Source organism: Caballeronia temeraria (assembly GCF_001544795.2).
GTDB classification, from domain to species: Bacteria; Pseudomonadota; Gammaproteobacteria; order Burkholderiales; family Burkholderiaceae; genus Caballeronia; species Caballeronia temeraria.
This window is the reverse complement of sequence record NZ_FCOI02000012.1, coordinates 114,077-130,077: the sequence shown is the minus strand read 5'-3', so window position 1 is coordinate 130,077 and position 16,001 is coordinate 114,077. Positions and strand designations below refer to the sequence as shown.

General features: G+C 63.4%; 15 protein-coding genes. 8 read left to right on the top strand and 7 right to left on the bottom strand.

Annotated elements, in window-relative coordinates:
* The first annotated feature begins 18 nt into the window (after positions 1 to 18).
* From AWB76_RS18755 to AWB76_RS18745, 3 genes are read left to right on the top strand one after another with little or no spacing between them, the layout of a single operon-like run.
* Entirely contained in the window at positions 19 to 1,074 is a 1,056-nt protein-coding gene (locus AWB76_RS18755; protein WP_061161723.1) for a maleylacetate reductase, read from the top strand.
* A complete protein-coding gene (locus tag AWB76_RS18750; RefSeq protein ID WP_061161636.1) occupies positions 1,071 to 1,889 on the top strand; it encodes an intradiol ring-cleavage dioxygenase in 819 nt (272 codons plus the stop codon). Before AWB76_RS18755 ends, AWB76_RS18750 begins: the two co-directional genes overlap by 4 nt.
* The gene (locus AWB76_RS18745; protein WP_061161635.1) at positions 1,886 to 2,221 is read left to right on the top strand and encodes a Rieske (2Fe-2S) protein; all 336 of its coding nucleotides are present in this window, start codon (positions 1,886 to 1,888) and stop codon (positions 2,219 to 2,221) included. Before AWB76_RS18750 ends, AWB76_RS18745 begins: the two co-directional genes overlap by 4 nt.
* Here the strand turns inward: AWB76_RS18745 and AWB76_RS18740 are convergent.
* From AWB76_RS18740 to AWB76_RS18720, 5 genes are all read right to left on the bottom strand, one after another.
* Complete coding sequence (locus AWB76_RS18740; protein WP_244173397.1) at positions 2,214 to 3,521, bottom strand: hypothetical protein; 1,308 nt, start codon at positions 3,519 to 3,521, stop codon at positions 2,214 to 2,216. The two genes, AWB76_RS18745 and AWB76_RS18740, sit on opposite strands and share 8 nt — an antisense overlap.
* 259 nt (positions 3,522 to 3,780) lie before the next feature.
* Positions 3,781 to 4,524 carry a FadR/GntR family transcriptional regulator gene (locus AWB76_RS18735; RefSeq protein WP_061161634.1) on the bottom strand — a complete coding sequence of 248 codons (744 nt, stop codon included), beginning with the start codon at positions 4,522 to 4,524 and terminating at the stop codon, positions 3,781 to 3,783.
* A gap of 18 nt (positions 4,525 to 4,542) precedes the next feature.
* Complete coding sequence (locus AWB76_RS18730; RefSeq protein ID WP_061161633.1) at positions 4,543 to 5,349, bottom strand: ATP-binding cassette domain-containing protein; 807 nt, start codon at positions 5,347 to 5,349, stop codon at positions 4,543 to 4,545.
* Positions 5,349 to 6,359, bottom strand: coding sequence for an ABC transporter permease (locus AWB76_RS18725; RefSeq protein WP_061161632.1), 1,011 nt, complete (start codon positions 6,357 to 6,359; stop codon positions 5,349 to 5,351). Before AWB76_RS18725 ends, AWB76_RS18730 begins: the two co-directional genes overlap by 1 nt.
* The gene (locus AWB76_RS18720) at positions 6,359 to 7,465 is read right to left on the bottom strand and encodes a sugar ABC transporter substrate-binding protein (RefSeq protein WP_061161631.1); all 1,107 of its coding nucleotides are present in this window, start codon (positions 7,463 to 7,465) and stop codon (positions 6,359 to 6,361) included. The genes AWB76_RS18725 and AWB76_RS18720 overlap by 1 nt, the downstream gene beginning before the upstream one ends.
* Before the next feature lie 326 nt (positions 7,466 to 7,791).
* On the opposite strand from AWB76_RS18720, the gene AWB76_RS18715 reads away from it, so the two are divergent.
* Positions 7,792 to 9,534 (top strand): IlvD/Edd family dehydratase, encoded by a 1,743-nt coding sequence (locus AWB76_RS18715; RefSeq protein WP_061161630.1) that lies wholly within the window; start codon positions 7,792 to 7,794, stop codon positions 9,532 to 9,534.
* Positions 9,535 to 9,537: 3 nt separating this feature from the next.
* On the opposite strand, the gene AWB76_RS18710 is transcribed toward AWB76_RS18715, so the two are convergent.
* On the bottom strand, positions 9,538 to 10,461 hold the full coding sequence (locus AWB76_RS18710; protein WP_061161629.1) for a DMT family transporter: 924 nt from the start codon (positions 10,459 to 10,461) through the stop codon (positions 9,538 to 9,540).
* A gap of 104 nt (positions 10,462 to 10,565) precedes the next feature.
* On the opposite strand from AWB76_RS18710, the gene AWB76_RS18705 reads away from it, so the two are divergent.
* Both AWB76_RS18705 and AWB76_RS18700 read left to right on the top strand, forming a co-directional pair.
* Complete coding sequence (locus AWB76_RS18705) at positions 10,566 to 11,426, top strand: class I SAM-dependent methyltransferase (RefSeq protein ID WP_061161628.1); 861 nt, start codon at positions 10,566 to 10,568, stop codon at positions 11,424 to 11,426.
* A 16-nt stretch (positions 11,427 to 11,442) separates the two neighbouring features.
* Positions 11,443 to 11,904: a cupin domain-containing protein gene (locus AWB76_RS18700; RefSeq protein WP_061161627.1), complete on the top strand. Its 462-nt coding sequence runs from the start codon at positions 11,443 to 11,445 to the stop codon at positions 11,902 to 11,904.
* On the opposite strand, the gene AWB76_RS18695 is transcribed toward AWB76_RS18700, so the two are convergent.
* Positions 11,901 to 12,674, bottom strand: a complete 774-nt coding sequence (locus tag AWB76_RS18695) for a DeoR/GlpR family DNA-binding transcription regulator (protein WP_061161626.1) — start codon at positions 12,672 to 12,674, stop codon at positions 11,901 to 11,903. The two genes, AWB76_RS18700 and AWB76_RS18695, sit on opposite strands and share 4 nt — an antisense overlap.
* 224 nt (positions 12,675 to 12,898) lie before the next feature.
* Between AWB76_RS18695 and glpK the strand changes: the two genes are divergently transcribed.
* On the top strand, positions 12,899 to 14,422 hold the full coding sequence (gene glpK, locus AWB76_RS18690) for a glycerol kinase GlpK (RefSeq protein WP_061161625.1): 1,524 nt from the start codon (positions 12,899 to 12,901) through the stop codon (positions 14,420 to 14,422).
* Positions 14,423 to 14,435: 13 nt separating this feature from the next.
* Positions 14,436 to 15,986, top strand: coding sequence for a glycerol-3-phosphate dehydrogenase/oxidase (locus AWB76_RS18685; protein WP_374729934.1), 1,551 nt, complete (start codon positions 14,436 to 14,438; stop codon positions 15,984 to 15,986).
* Positions 15,987 to 16,001: the final 15 nt, after the last annotated feature.

Below are 16,001 nucleotides of genomic sequence, written 5' to 3'. Positions count from 1 at the left end.
TTGAGCGCATCCGAAATCATGCAATCGTTCGTTTATCAAGGCATGCCGTCGCGCGTGGTGTTCGGTGCGGGAAGCATCGAACATCTCGAGCGCGAGATCGAACTGCTGGGCGCACGACGCGCGCTCATTCTCTCGACACCGCCGCAGCGCGATCAGGCCGAAGCGCTTGCCGAACGCATCGGACATCGTGCGGCGGGCGTGTTCGCGCAAGCGGTGATGCACGTGCCCGTCGAAACGGCGCGTGAGGCGCGCGAATATGCGGAGCGTATCGGCGCGGATTGCGCGATCGCGATCGGCGGCGGTTCGACAACGGGACTCGGCAAGGCGATTGCGTTGACATCGTCGCTGCCGATACTCGCCGTGCCGACCACTTACGCAGGTTCGGAGATGACGCCGATCTACGGCCTCACCGAAGCGGGTTTGAAGAAGACCGGCCGCGACATGCGCGTGCTGCCGAAAGCGGTGATCTACGATCCGCAACTCACGGTGTCGCTGCCCGCGTCGCTTTCGGTGACGAGCGGCATCAACGCGATCGCACACGCGGCCGAAGGGCTGTACGCGCAGGACGCGAATCCCGTCGTGAGTCTGATGGCCGAAGAGGGCATTCGTGCGCTGGCGCAAGGCATCGGCAAAGTCGTCGCGAAGCCCGGCGATCTCGAAGCGCGAAGCGATTGTCTCTACGGTGCGTGGTTGTGCGGCGCGGTGCTCGGCAGTGTCGGCATGTCGCTGCATCACAAGCTGTGTCATACGCTCGGCGGCACGTTCAATCTGCCGCATGCGGAGACGCATACCATCGTGTTGCCGCACGCGCTCGCCTATAACCGCGATGCCGCGCCCGAAGCGATGAAGCGCATCGCACGCGCAATAGGCTCGGACGACGCGGCACAAGGCGCGTTCGAACTCGCGCACATGAACGGCGCGCCGACTGCGCTGAAGGACATCGGCATGAAAGAGAGCGATATCGATATCGCCGTCGATATCGCGATGAAAAGCCCGTACTGGAATTCGCGACCGGTGGAACGCGCGCCGCTGCGTGCGTTGATCGAAGCGGCATACGAAGGACGACAGCCATGAACGAATCCCTCACGCAGTCCGTCACGGAATCTTTCGGCCAATGCGCCGATGCGCGCACGAAAGAGATCGTGATCGCGCTCGTGCGTCACCTGCACGCGTTCGCGCGCGAAGTGAACCTCACGCACGACGAATGGCGAAAGGGCATCGAGTTTCTGACTGCCACCGGCAAGAAATGCGACGGCATCCGGCAGGAGTTCATTCTGCTATCGGATACGCTGGGTCTTTCGATCGTGCTCGATGACATCAACCAGCATCACGACGATGCCGCGACCGAGAGCAGTCTGCTCGGCCCGTTCTATCGCGATGGCGTGAAGGAATCCGCGTTCGGCGCGAACATCGCGCAAAGCGATGGCGAGCCGGTGTTCTTTCATGGCACGGTCCGCGATGTTGAGGGCAAGCCCGTTGCCGATGCGCTCATCGAAGTGTGGCAGACGGCGCCGAACGGTATGTATGAAGGACAAGACCCGGATCAGCCGGAAGGCAATTTGCGCGGTCGTTTTCGCACGCACGCGGACGGCGCATACGCATTTCATTCGATCAAGCCGACGAGCTATCCGATTCCAACCGATGGTCCCGTCGGTCAGATGCTCGTCGCAACGGGCCGTCATCCGATGCGCCCCGCGCACATTCACTTTCGCATCGACGCGCCCGGCTACGAGTCGCTGACGACCGCGCTCTATTCGTCCGATGATCCTTCCGTGAACTCCGATGCGGTGTTCGGCGTGAAGGCTTCGCTCGTCATCGAGTATGTGGCGGTCAAGGAAGGCTACGACGCCGCGCGCGATTTCGTGCTGATTCCGCGGGAGCGAGCGTGAGCCAGCCGGCGTCGAACGATATCTGCGCGCTTCACGACATACCCGATGGCGGCGGTCTCGAAGCTGCGCCTTCGGTGCTCGTGCTCCGACGCGGCGGCGAAGCCTGGGCGTATCGCAACGTCTGCCCGCATTTCTCGATACCGCTCAACTACGAGCCCGACGCGTTCTGGACCTACGAAGGCGGGCTGCTGATGTGCGCTCATCATAGCGCGATGTTTCGCTTCGAAGACGGCGTATGTGTCGATGGGCCGTGTCTCGGCGCGAGCCTCAGGCGCATTCCCATTCGCATCGATCATGGCCGTGTGATGATCGAGGACGAAAGCATCACATAGGATGCGCTGCGACGAAGTTCTTGAACGCGGCGTAGGCAGGCTTCTGCGTGTGGCCGTCGTTCTGCAGCAAGCCGTACGCGCCACCGCCTTGCAGGGTGGCCGGATCGTCGTAGAGCTCATAGCTCTGGATCGATTCGATATCGTATGTCGATGCAAGCGCGATGAACTGCGCCATCATCTGGTCGCCGACGAGATACGCTGCGATTGCCTGATCCGTGCCGTAGTTCGGGCGCACGCCGAACTCGTTGATCCAGATCGGTTTGCCCAGCGCCTTGAGCGCCGCGAGCACGTTATGACAGCCGGTGCCGCCGCACGCATGCGTGATGTCGTTCTGATCTGAGTACCAATGCCACGCGGTGATGTCCCAGTCGACGACCGGATGCCCGAGACTGCCGTCCGGCTCCATGCCCGCCGCGAGCATCTGCTGGAATCCATAGTGCAGCCATGTGCCGCCGCCCATGATGATCTTGCCCGCCGTATCGACCGACTTGATGCCCGCGATCATCCCGCGAATGACGCCGCGCAAAATCCTGAACTTGGTGAGATCGTACTGTGACGGAAGAACGCCATCGACATTGCCGAGAAGCAGCGTGGCTTCCATCTCGTTCGTGACCTCGTAGTACGGGTAGCGACGCGAACTCGCCGTCTGTTGCCCGAGCGCGAAACCGGCGTTATAGCCGTCCGTTTCGTTGATGAGATTCGCGATGTCCATGAGGATCACCGGATACACGGTGACGCCGCCGGCCGCGATGATGTCGGCGATGCCCGCGAGCTTGTTCGCGGTGCCCTGGCTATAGACCTCGTTTCGATAGAGCTTCGCGCCGAGATCCTGCAATTGCGAAAGCTGCAGCGCGGCGCTGGATGTATCGTAGGCGCCGCCTTCGTTGTTGTGGCCGTTCACGCCGTAGAAGAGGCGCGCGGATTGCGGCGGCGTGGTGGTGCCGGTATTGCCGGCATCGCCCGTGCTGTCCGGAGTGGACGCGGCAATGGGCGCGCTTGCGGCTGCGTTGTCCGTGTTCGTCGAAGGCGTATTCACCGTGCTATTGACGGAAGGCGGGCTCGTCGTGAGCTTCGTCGTTCCTGTGTCCGAAGCGGGAATATCCGCTGCCGGAACGTTCACGGCAGACGCGGATGTGTTGCCGCTCCCCGTGGCGTTCGTGGATGAAGCGGTGTTGTCGCCGCTGCCGCCACCGCCGCCGCCGCACGCGGCAAGCAGCACACTTGCGGCGGCTGCGAGCGTAACGGCCTTGCATCGGATGAAGCGGAGAGCCGGCATGCCGGAAAAAACGAAGTTCGTCATGTCTATATGCACTACTAAATGGCTGACATCCATGTCCACGAAGTAGGCGAGCGCGTTACGAGTCGTCCGGACGAACGCGGACGGACCGATGACGGACGTTCATCCCGCGTCGGACGCAGGAACAGTGGGACTGCCGGAAGCAGAAAGCTAAGAGAAGACCGCGTCGAAGCCGGTCTTAATAGGGTTTACGGCAGGGAGAGACGCGACTTGAACGAATTTCGTCCGAGGCGGACGTTGCGACGCGCCGAAGCAGCAATATTTACCCTGAGAGCGGCCGGTCCGGTTCGAGCGCTGCACCGCCGAGAATCGACGTGGCGTCGGCGCGTGCATTGTCGAGCTGCACGACGCTCGCCTGACGTGCCGCCAGCGCATCGCGGTTCGAGATCGCGGTGAAGATCGCCTTGTGACGCGGCAGCGACAGCGCGTGCGTGTTCGGATGACGGCTCGTCAGCTTGATCGATTCACTGAGCGCAAGCGAGAGCATGTTGCCGATATACGCGAGCATGTCGTTGTGCGTCGCCGACATGATCGCGCGATGAAACTCGAGGTCGGGATCGAGCAGATCGGCGGCGGTTTGCGCGCCTTCCATGCGCTCATACGCGGCGCCGATTCGCGCAATGTCCTCATCCGTCGCGGAAATCGCCGCGAGCGCGGCGGCGGCAGGCTCGATGATCTGACGCACCGTCATCAGCGAGCGGAAGAACTCGCCTTCGGGAAGATGACTGATGGTCCACACGAGCACATCGGGATCGAGCATGTGCCATTCGTCGCGCGCGCGCACGACGCTGCCCACGCGCGGCTTCGATACGACGAGCCCCTTTGCGACGAGCACGCGCGTTGCTTCGCGCAGCACCGGACGGCTCACGCCATAGTTTTCGCAGAGCGTGGGCTCGGCGGGCAGACGCTCGCCGGGCGCAATGCGTCCGCTCACGATCCGCATGCCGAGCTCCTGCACGATGCGTCCGTGCATGCTCTTGCGTTGCCTGGGGTTGCGGTAATCCATGAGCGGCTCGAACGACGGCTATTGAGCGGTCGTCGCGCGCATCGCCCGATATTCCCGCCTCACGATATCCATCAGCTCCGCGACCGACGTGTTCGCGCTCCTCTGCTCGTAGGTCACGCGGCCGCGCTGCATCAACATGATGCGATCCGCGATGTCGAGCGTCTGCGCATAGTTGTGCATGATCATGATGATCGAGAGGCCGCCATTTTCCTTCAGGCGCATCACGAGATCGATGATGAGTGCGGCCTCGCGTGCGCCCATCGCGGCGAGCGGCTCGTCGAGCAGCAGGATCTTCGCATTCGAATGCACCGCGCGCGCGACCGCGATCGCCTGACGCTGACCGCCCGATAGCCGCTCGACGGGAAGATCGACGGAAGGTACATGCACGCCGATATCTTCGAGCAGATGCGCCGCGCGCTCGCGCATCTGCTTGTGATCGACGAGACGCAACACGCGGCCAGGACCGCGCCGCACGATCTCGCGATTGAGGAACATGTTGTGATAGATCGACAACGAGTTCGCGAGCGCAAGATCCTGATACACGCATTCAATGCCGAGCGAGCGCGCATGATCGACGGACTTGAGCAGCGTCTCCTCGCCATGCACTTGCAATGTGCCGCTCGTCTGCTGATGAAAGCCAGTGAGGATCTTCACGAGCGTCGATTTGCCCGCGCCATTGTCGCCGAGAATGCCGAGAATCTCGCCTTTGCCGAGCGTGAGCGACACGCCGTCGAGCGCGGTCACTGCACCGAAACGCTTGACGAGTGTGTCGCCGCGCAGTGCCAGATCGCCGTGCGCGACAGGAGCCGTTTGCGGTTCTGCCATCACCGTGCTCCTTTGCGGCGAATGCGCCCGACGTGGATATTGAAGATCATCGCGGCAAGAATCGCGGCCCCGAGAATGATGTTGAACGTGAACGCGTTGATGCCGATGAGCGTAAAGCCATCGCTCAGAATGCCGAGCACCGCCGCGCCGAGCAGACCGCCGACGATCGTGCCCGAGCCGCCCGTCAAAGGCGTACCGCCGATCACCGCTGCGGCCACCGCGAGGAACATGATCTGATTGCCGCCCGCTTGCGGATCGATCGACGTGATGCGAAAGCTTTCGAGGATGCCCGTGAAGCCCGCGAGCACGGCGGCCAGCACGAAATTGCCGAGCCGCAGCCGGTTCACGTGAATGCCCGCCTCGCTCGCGCCGATCGCGTTCGCGCCCGCCGCCTGCGTATGCAGACCCCAGCGCGTATGCCGCAACAGCACATGCATGACGAACGCAATCGCCACGGTCCAGATGATCTCGCTATAGCCCCACGCGCCCATCACGGCGGCGAACCCGGGCGAGCCCGGTGTCGCGGCGGGCGTGCCGCGCGAAACGGTCAGCGTGATGCCGTTGATGAGGAACAACGTGCCGAGCGTCGTCACGAACGAAGGCAGGCGCAGAAAGACCGTCACCGCACCGTTCACGAAGCCGATGATCGCCGCGGCGACGAGCCCCGCGATCACCGCGAGCCACATCGGCGCGCCTGCATCGTTCGCGAACACCATCATGAATGGTGCGAACGCGAACACCATGCCCGCCGAGAGATCGATGTCGCCGCCGATCATCAGCATGATCTCGCCGAACGCGATGATGGCGACCGGCGCGACATACTGGGAGAGATTGACGAGACTCGCGTTGCTGAACAGGAAGTCGTGATTGACGAACTGGAAGTAGGCCGCGAGCAGCACGGCCACGAGCAGGATGCGCAACTCGGGCGCCCAATGCGACGCCCACGCACCGCGCGGACTGCTGATCCGCGCGGACGTCGTTGCTTTACGAGGTTCGTTCACTGTATTCATCAGGACTTGATCGCGCCTTTCATCGGCACGATTTGCGGCTTGGTGGTCTTGCCTTCATAACGCGTCGATGTGTTGAGGTACGGCTCGACCGTGTCCTTCGTCACGAACTTGAGACCGGTGTTGATGTTCGCCGGCCCGACGAGCCCGCCCGACGCGAGGAACACGAACGCCTCCATCACCGTATAGAAGCCCTGCACGTACGGCTGCTGGTCGATGGTGAAATCGAGGAAGCCTTCGTGAATGAGCTGGATGGTTTGCGGCAACAGATCGAAGCCGCCGCCGTGCACGCCCTTAGAAGGCAGGTTCGATTCCTTCATCACTTGCGCGACGCCTTGCGTGCTGCCGGCATCGACGGCGAACATGCCTTTCAGGTCCTGATGGCCGAGATAGAACGACTTGATCTTCGACAGTTCTTCGTTGACGGTCGCGCCCGTCGCGACGGTCTGAATGTCGATCTTCTTGCCAGACTTCTTGATGGCGTCGCTCGCGCCGTCCAGACGCGGCTGGATGTTCAACTGTCCCGGCGTCGCGATGAAGAGCGCGACCATGCCGCTGTCGATGAGACTCGCGATGCGCTCGCCCATCTGATAGCCCGACAGATACAGATCCTGGCCGATATACGCGAGCCGCGGATTCGTCTTGCCGCGCGGCGCGTCGGCGTTGTAAGCGAATACGGGAATGCCGGCGTCGAGCGCGGCTTGAATCGGCTTGTCGAATGCGTTCGGATCGACGATCGGCACGGCGATGGCATCGGCTTTCGCAGCGATCGCGGAATTCACCGCGCGCACCATTTCGCCTGCATCGGACGTGGCCGAGCCGGTCCATTGATAGTCCATGCCGAACATGGCGCACGCGTCCTGAATGCCGTATTGCGTCGGCACGAAGAACGGATTTGTCGTCACATGATTGACGAATACGATCTTCCACTTCTTGTGCTGCGGAAACGCCGCTTCGGCCGCCTGCGCGGTCGAGATCAGGCCGCCGCCACCGGTCACGCCGCCCAGGAGCGACAGCGCCGCACCGAGTCCCGCGCCCTGCATGATGCCGCGCCGGCCCGCACTGATGAGCTTGCTGTCGTTTGCGTCGTCATCCCGATTCTGCGCCATGTCTTCCTCCGTCTCTTCTTCGTTGGTCGATGGGTCGACTCATCGTCGATCACGTTCAGATACTGGGTTTCACGGCACGTCATTCGCATGCGGCTTTCATGAATGAAAGAACGAAGTGCTACGGATGACGATGCGAGCAGTGTGCGAGAGGGCGATTCGAAAGCGCGGCGTTTTGACTAGTAATTGGGATCTGCGAAGCCCGCGCGCTGACTTCAATAGACAAACTATATGCAGAGTGTTTTAACGTTTCGATTAGCGTTTTCCCGGTACGTGCCCCGCATATAGTCATGCTATTTATAGGTCTTTCTCACGAAGTGAGCAAAACCATGAGCGCCCCAAAAGCGAAGCTCCGTTCGGCAGCGTGGTTCGGCACCGCCGACAAAAACGGATTCATGTACCGGAGTTGGATGAAAAACCAGGGCATTCCGGATCACGAGTTCGCGGGCAAGCCGATCATCGGCATATGTAATACGTGGTCCGAACTAACGCCATGCAATTCGCACTTTCGCAAGCTTGCCGAGCATGTGAAGCGCGGCGTGTTCGAAGCGGGCGGATTCCCCGTCGAGTTTCCGGTGTTTTCCAACGGCGAGTCGAACCTGCGGCCCACCGCCATGTTCACGCGCAATCTCGCGAGCATGGACGTCGAGGAGGCGATACGCGGCAATCCCGTCGATGCAGTCGTGCTGCTCGTCGGCTGCGACAAGACGACGCCCGCGTTGCTGATGGGCGCGGCGAGCTGCGATGTGCCCGCGATCGTCGTCTCCGGCGGCCCGATGCTGAACGGCAAGCACCACGGGCGCGATATCGGCTCGGGCACGGTCGTATGGCAACTCAGCGAGCAAGTGAAGGCGGGCAAGATTTCGATTCACGAGTTCATGTCGGCGGAAGCGGGCATGTCGCGCTCGACGGGGACCTGCAACACGATGGGCACCGCATCGACGATGGCGTGCATGGCCGAATCGCTCGGCGTCACGCTGCCGCACAACGCGGCGATTCCCGCCGTCGATTCGCGTCGATATGTGCTCGCGCATCTGTCGGGCATGCGTATCGTCGAGATGGCGCTCGAAGACTTGCGTCTCTCGAAGCTGCTTACGCGCGAGGCGTTCGAGAACGCGATTCGCGCGAACGCAGCCATCGGTGGATCGACGAACGCGGCGATTCATTTGAAAGCGATCGCGGGTCGTATCGGCGTGAAGCTCGAACTCGACGACTGGACGCGCATCGGTCGTGGCACGCCGACGCTTGTCGACCTGCAGCCTTCCGGGCGCTTCCTGATGGAAGAGTTTTATTACGCGGGCGGCCTGCCTGCCGTGCTGCGGCGTCTTGGCGAAGCAAAGCTGATTCCGCATCCGGATGCGCTCACCGCAAACGGCCGCACGCTGTGGGAAAACGTGAAGGACGCGCCGCTCTACAACGACGAAGTGATTCGCCCGATCGACAAGCCGCTCGTCGCCGATGGCGGTTTGTGCGTGCTGCGCGGCAATCTCGCGCCGAATGGCGCGGTGCTGAAGCCGTCGGCGGCGACGGCCGCGTTGTTGAAGCATCGCGGCCGCGCTGTCGTGTTCGAGGACTTCGACGATTACAAGCGCCGTATCGTCGATCCCGATCTCGATGTCACGGCGGATTCCGTGCTCGTGATGAAGAACTGCGGACCGAAGGGTTATCCGGGCATGGCGGAAGTCGGCAACATGGGCCTGCCGCCGAAGCTGCTCGCGCAAGGTGTGACGGACATGGTGCGCGTGTCGGATGCGCGCATGAGCGGCACGGCGTATGGCACGGTGGTGCTGCATGTCGCGCCCGAAGCGCGCGCGGGCGGGCCGCTTGCGATCGTGCGCGATGGCGACTGGATCGAACTCGATTGCGATAACGGCGTGCTGCGCATCGACATCGGCGACGATGAAATCCGCACGCGCCTCGATGCGTGGACCGCGGCGAAGCGCGAGATTCCCGAAGACCGCGCGGGATATCGCAAGCTATACGTGGAGCACGTTCTTCAGGCCGATGAAGGTTGCGACTTCGACTTCCTCGTCGGATGCCGTGGCGCGGATGTGCCGAAACATTCGCATTAGCCGCTATTTGCGCGGCTTCCACGTGGCGATGGCGACGCCGAGCACCGCGACGCCCATCGCCCACCATGCGGCGGCCGGCAGCACTTCGCCGAGAAAAAAGTAGGACAGCACGGCAGCGGCGGGCGGCACGAAGAAGAACAGCGACGCCACGTGCGATACCTTGCCCGCGCGCGTCATCGCGAGCAGCAGCGTGATCGCGATCAGCGAATTGCCGATCACGAGATACGCGAGCGTCGCGATGAACGTGGGCGTCCATTGCACCGGCGTGTGTTCGAAGAAGAACGCCATCGGCGCACAGAACACGAAGCCGACGCTGTATTGCACGAGATTCGATGTCAGCGGATCTTGCGCCGTGCCCAGGCGCTTTTCATAGAGCATCGCGCCCGTGATGCCGATGAGCGCGCCGATCGCGAGCAACACCGGCCCGAGCGATTCCGCATGCAGCGGTCCACGCGCGATGATCACGCCCGCCGCGCCCGCGAGGCCGAGCAGCAAGCCGATCCAGCGTCGCGTGCCGATGCGCTCGCCGACGAACTTCGGCGCGAGCACGCCGACGAGAATCGGCTGCAAGGACACGATCAGCGCGAGCACGGATGTCGCGATGCCCGCGGTCATCGACAGATAGCTGAGTCCGAAGTACATCACCTGCACGAGAAAGCCGACGACGCCCAGATGCAGCCACGCGCGCGCGTTGCTCGGCCATTGCGGACGTCTCATGACGCATACGGCGAGCAGCACGCCGACGCTCAACGCAAACCGTATCGCGAGAAAGGTCAGCGGCGAAGCGTAGTGCAGGCCGGTTTTCGCAATCGGAAAGCCCGCGGACCAGAGCAGCAGAAAGAGGATCGGGCCGCCGGTCGTGAGCCAGCGATTTTCGTTTTGCGTGCTGCTGTCTTTCTGCCCGTCGATGTGCGGCGCTTGCGCCATGTTCGCGTCCTCGTGCTCGTTCGATACAGCGGAAGTACCCGATTGTAGTGGCCGCGTCGATGCGGACGAAATGTGCGACAGTCATGACTTTTGAACGCTGAATCATGAACGACAACACGAACGCGGCGCCGGACAGCACCGCCGCGCGCGTCGCGATGTGGCGCGCACTGCATGTTCAGGCCGATGCGCCGCCGCATGTGCTCGACGACACCATCGGACTCGACTTGCTCTCGCCCGATGCGAACTGGCGCGAACGCGGCGACATGAATCCGCAATTCACGCGGCCCTTTCGCGCATCGATCGTCGGGCGGGCGCGGTTCATCGAAGATCTCGTTGTCGAACACGTCGATCGCGGTGTCGCGCAATATGTGATCCTGGGCGCGGGTCTCGACAGCTTCGCGCAACGCAAGCCCGAGATTGCCTCGCGTCTGAAGATGTTCGAAGTCGATCCGCCGGGCCCGCAAGCATGGAAGCGCCGGCGTCTGATCGAGCTCGGCCACGGCGTGCCGGACTGGCTGCGCTTCGTGCCCGTCGATTTCGAAGCGGGCGAATCGTGGCACGAGAGGCTCGTCGACAACGGCTTCGATGAAAGCAGGCCCGTGATCGTTGTATCGACCGGCGTCAGCATGTATCTCACGAAGGAAGCGAACGCAGCCACGTTGCGCGAAGTCGCGGGATTCGCGCCGGGATCGATCTTCGCGATGACCTTCCTGTTGCCGCTGGAGCTTGCGGACCCGGAAGTGCGTCCGGGCCTGGAAATGGCGGAGAAGGGCGCGCGCGCGAGCGGCACGCCGTTCATCAGCTTCTTCACGCCGGCGCAGATTCAGACGCTGGCACGCGATGCCGGTTTCAGCGACGCGCGCCATGTTTCGGCGGACGATCTGACGCAACGCTACTTTGCGGACAGAACCGATGGACTGCGTCCGCCGCGCAATGCCGAAGAGTTGCTGATCGCGATGATCTGAACGACGAGAGCCTGCCATGCCGAAGATCGACATCGACACCCTGCCGGAGATAAAGGGTTCGGGATTTCCAGCGCCCTTCGATGCGCCCTGCGCCGAGCGCATTCGTCAGCGCCTCGGCAATGCCGCCGGGCTCAGCGATTTCGGCGTGAATCTGATGCGTTTGCCGCCAAGCGGCTGGTCGAGCCAGCGTCACTCGCATTCGCATGAAGACGAGTTCGTTTATGTGCTTTCAGGCGAGCTGGTATTGATCGAAGACGAAGGCGAAACGATCTTGCGCGCGGGCGATTGCGCGGCGTTTCCGAAGGGCACGGGCAACGGTCATCACATGGTGAATCGTTCGAATGAGATCGCGGTGTATCTCGAAGTCGGCAGCCGCGTGTACGACGATCTCACGACCTGCTCCGATATCGACATGATGAGCGCCAACGCCGATGGCCGTTTCGTCCACAAGGACGGCAGCCCGATCACGCAAGCCTAGTCCGCGACATGCACCGCGATGTCGGCGGCGGCGAGGCTTTCGGCGATCCATTCGGGCGGCGGGGCATCGGTGAAGAGTGCGTCGATCTGATCGAGATGCCCGAGCTTCACGAGCGCGGCGCGGCCGAACTTCGAATGATCCGCGACGAGAAACACCGTGCGCGACTGCTCGATGATCGCCTGCGCCACGCGCACTTCCGCGATATCGAAGTCCCTCAGCGTGCCGTCTTCCTCGATGCTCGAAATGCCGATGATCCCGAAGTCCACCTTGAACATCCGGATGAAGTCGACGGCCTGCTCGCCCACGACGCCCTTGTCGCGCGCGCGCACCTTGCCGCCCGCGACCATCAGCTCGGCATCGGATTCGTCCGCGAGAATGCTCGCCACGTTCAGATTGTTCGTGATGACGCGCAGACCCGTGTGCTCGCGCAGCGCGCGCGCCACTTCCTCGGTCGTCGTGCCGAGGTTGATGAAGAGCGTCGCGTTATTGGGAATCTCCGAGGCGACGCGCTTCGCGATGCGCCGCTTTTCATCGAGAAACATTTGCTGGCGCGCGGTATAGGCGGCGTTCTCGGAACTCGTCAGCGCGCTCGCGCCGCCGTGATAGCGGCGCAACAGGTTCTGATCGGATAGCCAGTTGACGTCGCGTCGAATAGTTTGCGGCGTGACCTGAAAGTGCGTCGCGAGGTCGTCGATGGTCGCGAAGCCATCTCGGGCAACGCGGTCCAGCAGTGCGCGCTGCCTGCCGTTCAGTGCATGGTCGGATGTCATCGGGCTGCGCGAAATCGCAAAAAAATGAAAATAAGCAGATGCGGGCAGTGTACGACGAAACCCGCCGCCGACCAATGTCGGCGTTCGTAATGCAGCGTTTCCAATGCGCGAGCGAGCTGCGGCCACCCTCTTTCCGTCGCTGCCCGCCGATGCTAGGATGGTTGTAAACGAATATCGACATTCGTTTTCGAACATACATTCAACCGGCTGTCTGGAGTGGCCGCATGAGCCAGCGACGTTTCATCCTTGCCCTCGATCAGGGAACGACCAGTTCCCGCGCGATGCTTTTCGCCCGTTCGGGCAACGTGATCGCCAGCGCGCAGCGAGAGTTTGCGCAGCATTATCCGCAGCCTGGCTGGGTCGAGCACGATCCCGCCGACGTCTGGCAGTCGCAACTGGCCGTCGCGCAGGAGGTCATGCGCAAGGCGGGCGCGCAGGCTTCGGACATCGCCGCGATCGGCATTGCCAATCAGCGCGAAACCACGCTGCTGTGGGACCGGAAAACGGGCGCGCCCGTCGGGCCGGCGATCGTCTGGCAGGACCGGCGCACCGCTGCGCACTGCACGCGGCTGATCGAATGCGGCGCGCAGGCGCTCATCGAACGAAAGACCGGGCTGCGTATCGATCCGTACTTTTCGTCGACCAAGCTCGCGTGGCTGCTCGACAGCGCGCCCGGACTGCGCGCGCGGGCACGCAATGGCGAACTGGCTTTCGGCACCGTCGATAGCTGGCTCGTGTGGCAATTGAGCGGAGGGCGGCGGCACGTGACGGACGTATCGAACGCCGCGCGCACCGCGCTCTTCGACATTCGCACAGGCGCATGGGACGACGAGCTGCTTGCGCTCTTCGATATCCCGCGCGCCGTGCTTCCTGAAGTGGTCGCGTCGAGCGGCGCGATCGCGCATACCGATGCCGCGTTGTTCGGCGCGGCGATTCCGATCACAGGCGTCGCGGGCGATCAGCAGGCCTCGACGTTCGGCCAGGGTTGCGTCGAACCGGGCCTCGTCAAGAATACGTACGGCACGGGCCTTTTCATGCTGATGAACACGGGCGCGCAGCCCGTTGCTTCGCGGCATCGGCTGCTGACCACCATCGGCTGGGAATTCGGCGGGCAGCGAACTTATGCGCTGGAAGGCGCGGTCTTCATGGGCGGCGCGATCGTGCAATGGCTGCGCGATGGGCTCGGCTTCATCGAGAACGCGGCGGAAATCAACGCGCTCGCCGCGCAGTGCGCATCGAGCGAAGGCGTGGTGCTCGCGCCTGCATTCGCCGGCCTCGGCGCGCCGTACTGGGACCCGTATGCGCGCGGCACGCTGCTCGGCATGACGCGCGGCACGGGCCGTGCGCATATCGCGCGGGCGGCGCTGGAAGCCATCGCGCTCCAGACCGTCGATGTCCTCGACGCGATGGAAGCCGATGCCGGCATCGCCGTGAGCGAGCTTCGCGCGGACGGCGGCGCATCGCAGAGCGATCTGCTGATGCAGATTCAGGCCGATCTGCTCGGCCGTCCCGTCGTGCGTCCAAGCATCACGGAGACGACCGCGCTGGGCGCGGCCTGCCTCGCGGGACTCGGCTCGGGCTTCTGGTCGAGCCGCGAGGAAATCGCGGGCGAGTGGCCCGCCGCGCGCCGTTTCGAACCCGCGATGGCGGCAGCGGAGCGCGCGATGCATATCGAGCGCTGGCACCGCGCGATCGATCGCGCCCGCGCATGGGAAAGTCCCGCCGATCAAACTACTTCCACGGTCTGACATGAAAACGAACATGCCACCTGCACGCGCGGCGATCTTGCGCGAAGTGGATCAGACGCCGTGCTTCGATGTCGTCGTGATCGGCGGCGGCGCGAGCGGCCTCGGTACGGCCGTCGATGCGGCGTCGCGCGGTTATCGGACCTTGTTGCTGGAGGCGCGCGATTTCGCGAAGGGCACGTCGAGCAAGGCGACCAAGCTTGTGCACGGCGGCGTCCGCTATCTCGCGCAAGGCAATATCCCGCTCGTTCGCGAGGCGTTGCGTGAACGCGGACTGCTCGCGCGCAACGCATCGCATCTCGTGCACGCGCTCGGTTTCATCGTCCCGGCTTACCGGCTCGGCGACAAGCTGACCTACGGCGCCGGCCTCAAAATCTACGACTGGCTCGCGGGTTCGCTCAATCTGCGCGCGAGCCGCAGCCTCGATCTCGCCGAAACCCGCGCCAAATCGCCGATGCTCGCCGAAAGCCTGCACGGTCGCGCGTTGCGCGGCGGCACGCTCTATTTCGACGGTCAGTTCGACGACGCGCGTCTCGCCGTCACGCTGATGCGCACGCTGTTCGATCTCGGCGGCGTGGCGCTGAACGATGCCGCCGTGCGCGGCGTGCAGTTCGATCGCGAGGCGGGGCGTCATCGGGTGGAGGTTGAGGATGTCGAAACTGGCGACCGGTTCGCGGTGCACGCGCGGTGTCTCGTCAACGCGACGGGCGTCTGGGTCGATTCAATCCGCGCGATGGCCGAGCCCGGCGCGCGCCCGATCGTCGCGCCGAGCCAGGGCGTGCATCTGACGTTGCCAGGCCGCTTTCTTCGCAGCGACAGTGCGATTCTCGTGCCCAAGACCAAGGACGGCCGCGTGTTGTTCATCGTGCCGTGGCATGGGCATGCGATCGTCGGCACGACGGACACGCCGCGCGAAGACCTGCCGCTCGATCCGCGCGCGAGCGACGAGGACATCGACTTCATCCTCGCGACGGCGGCGGATTATCTGTCCGTGAAGCCGACGCGCGACGATGTCCTGAGCGTCTGGGCGGGCCTTCGTCCGCTCGTGAAGAACGATGGCGCGGCATCGACGGCGTCGTTGTCGCGCGAGCATACGATCGAGATGAGTGCGACCGGCATGATCACCGTGACGGGCGGCAAGTGGACGACGTATCGCCTGATGGCGCAGCAGGTGATCGATCTCGCTGTGTCGAAGCAACTGCTGTCCGCCGCGCCGTGCTGCACGGCATCGTTGCCGCTGCATGGATCGACGGCGGAGCAGCACGGCTACTACGGTTCCGATGCCGCAATGATCGGACGGCTGCCGGGCGCCCAAAACGTGCTGGTGAAGGCGAGCGGGCTGACCGAAGCGCAGACGCGTTTCGCGGTGCGCGCCGAACTCGCTCGCTGTGTCGAAGATGTGCTGGCGCGGCGCAATCGCGCGTTGTTTCTGGATTCCGCCGCTGCCCGCGATGCGGCGCCGGACGTGGCTCGGATCGTTGCGGAAGAGTTGGGGAAAACGCCGCAGTGGCAGTCGGAAGAGGTCGCGCGTTTCGATGAATTCGCGCGGAGGTGGATGCTTAAGTAGAAAATCGGCGAAGCG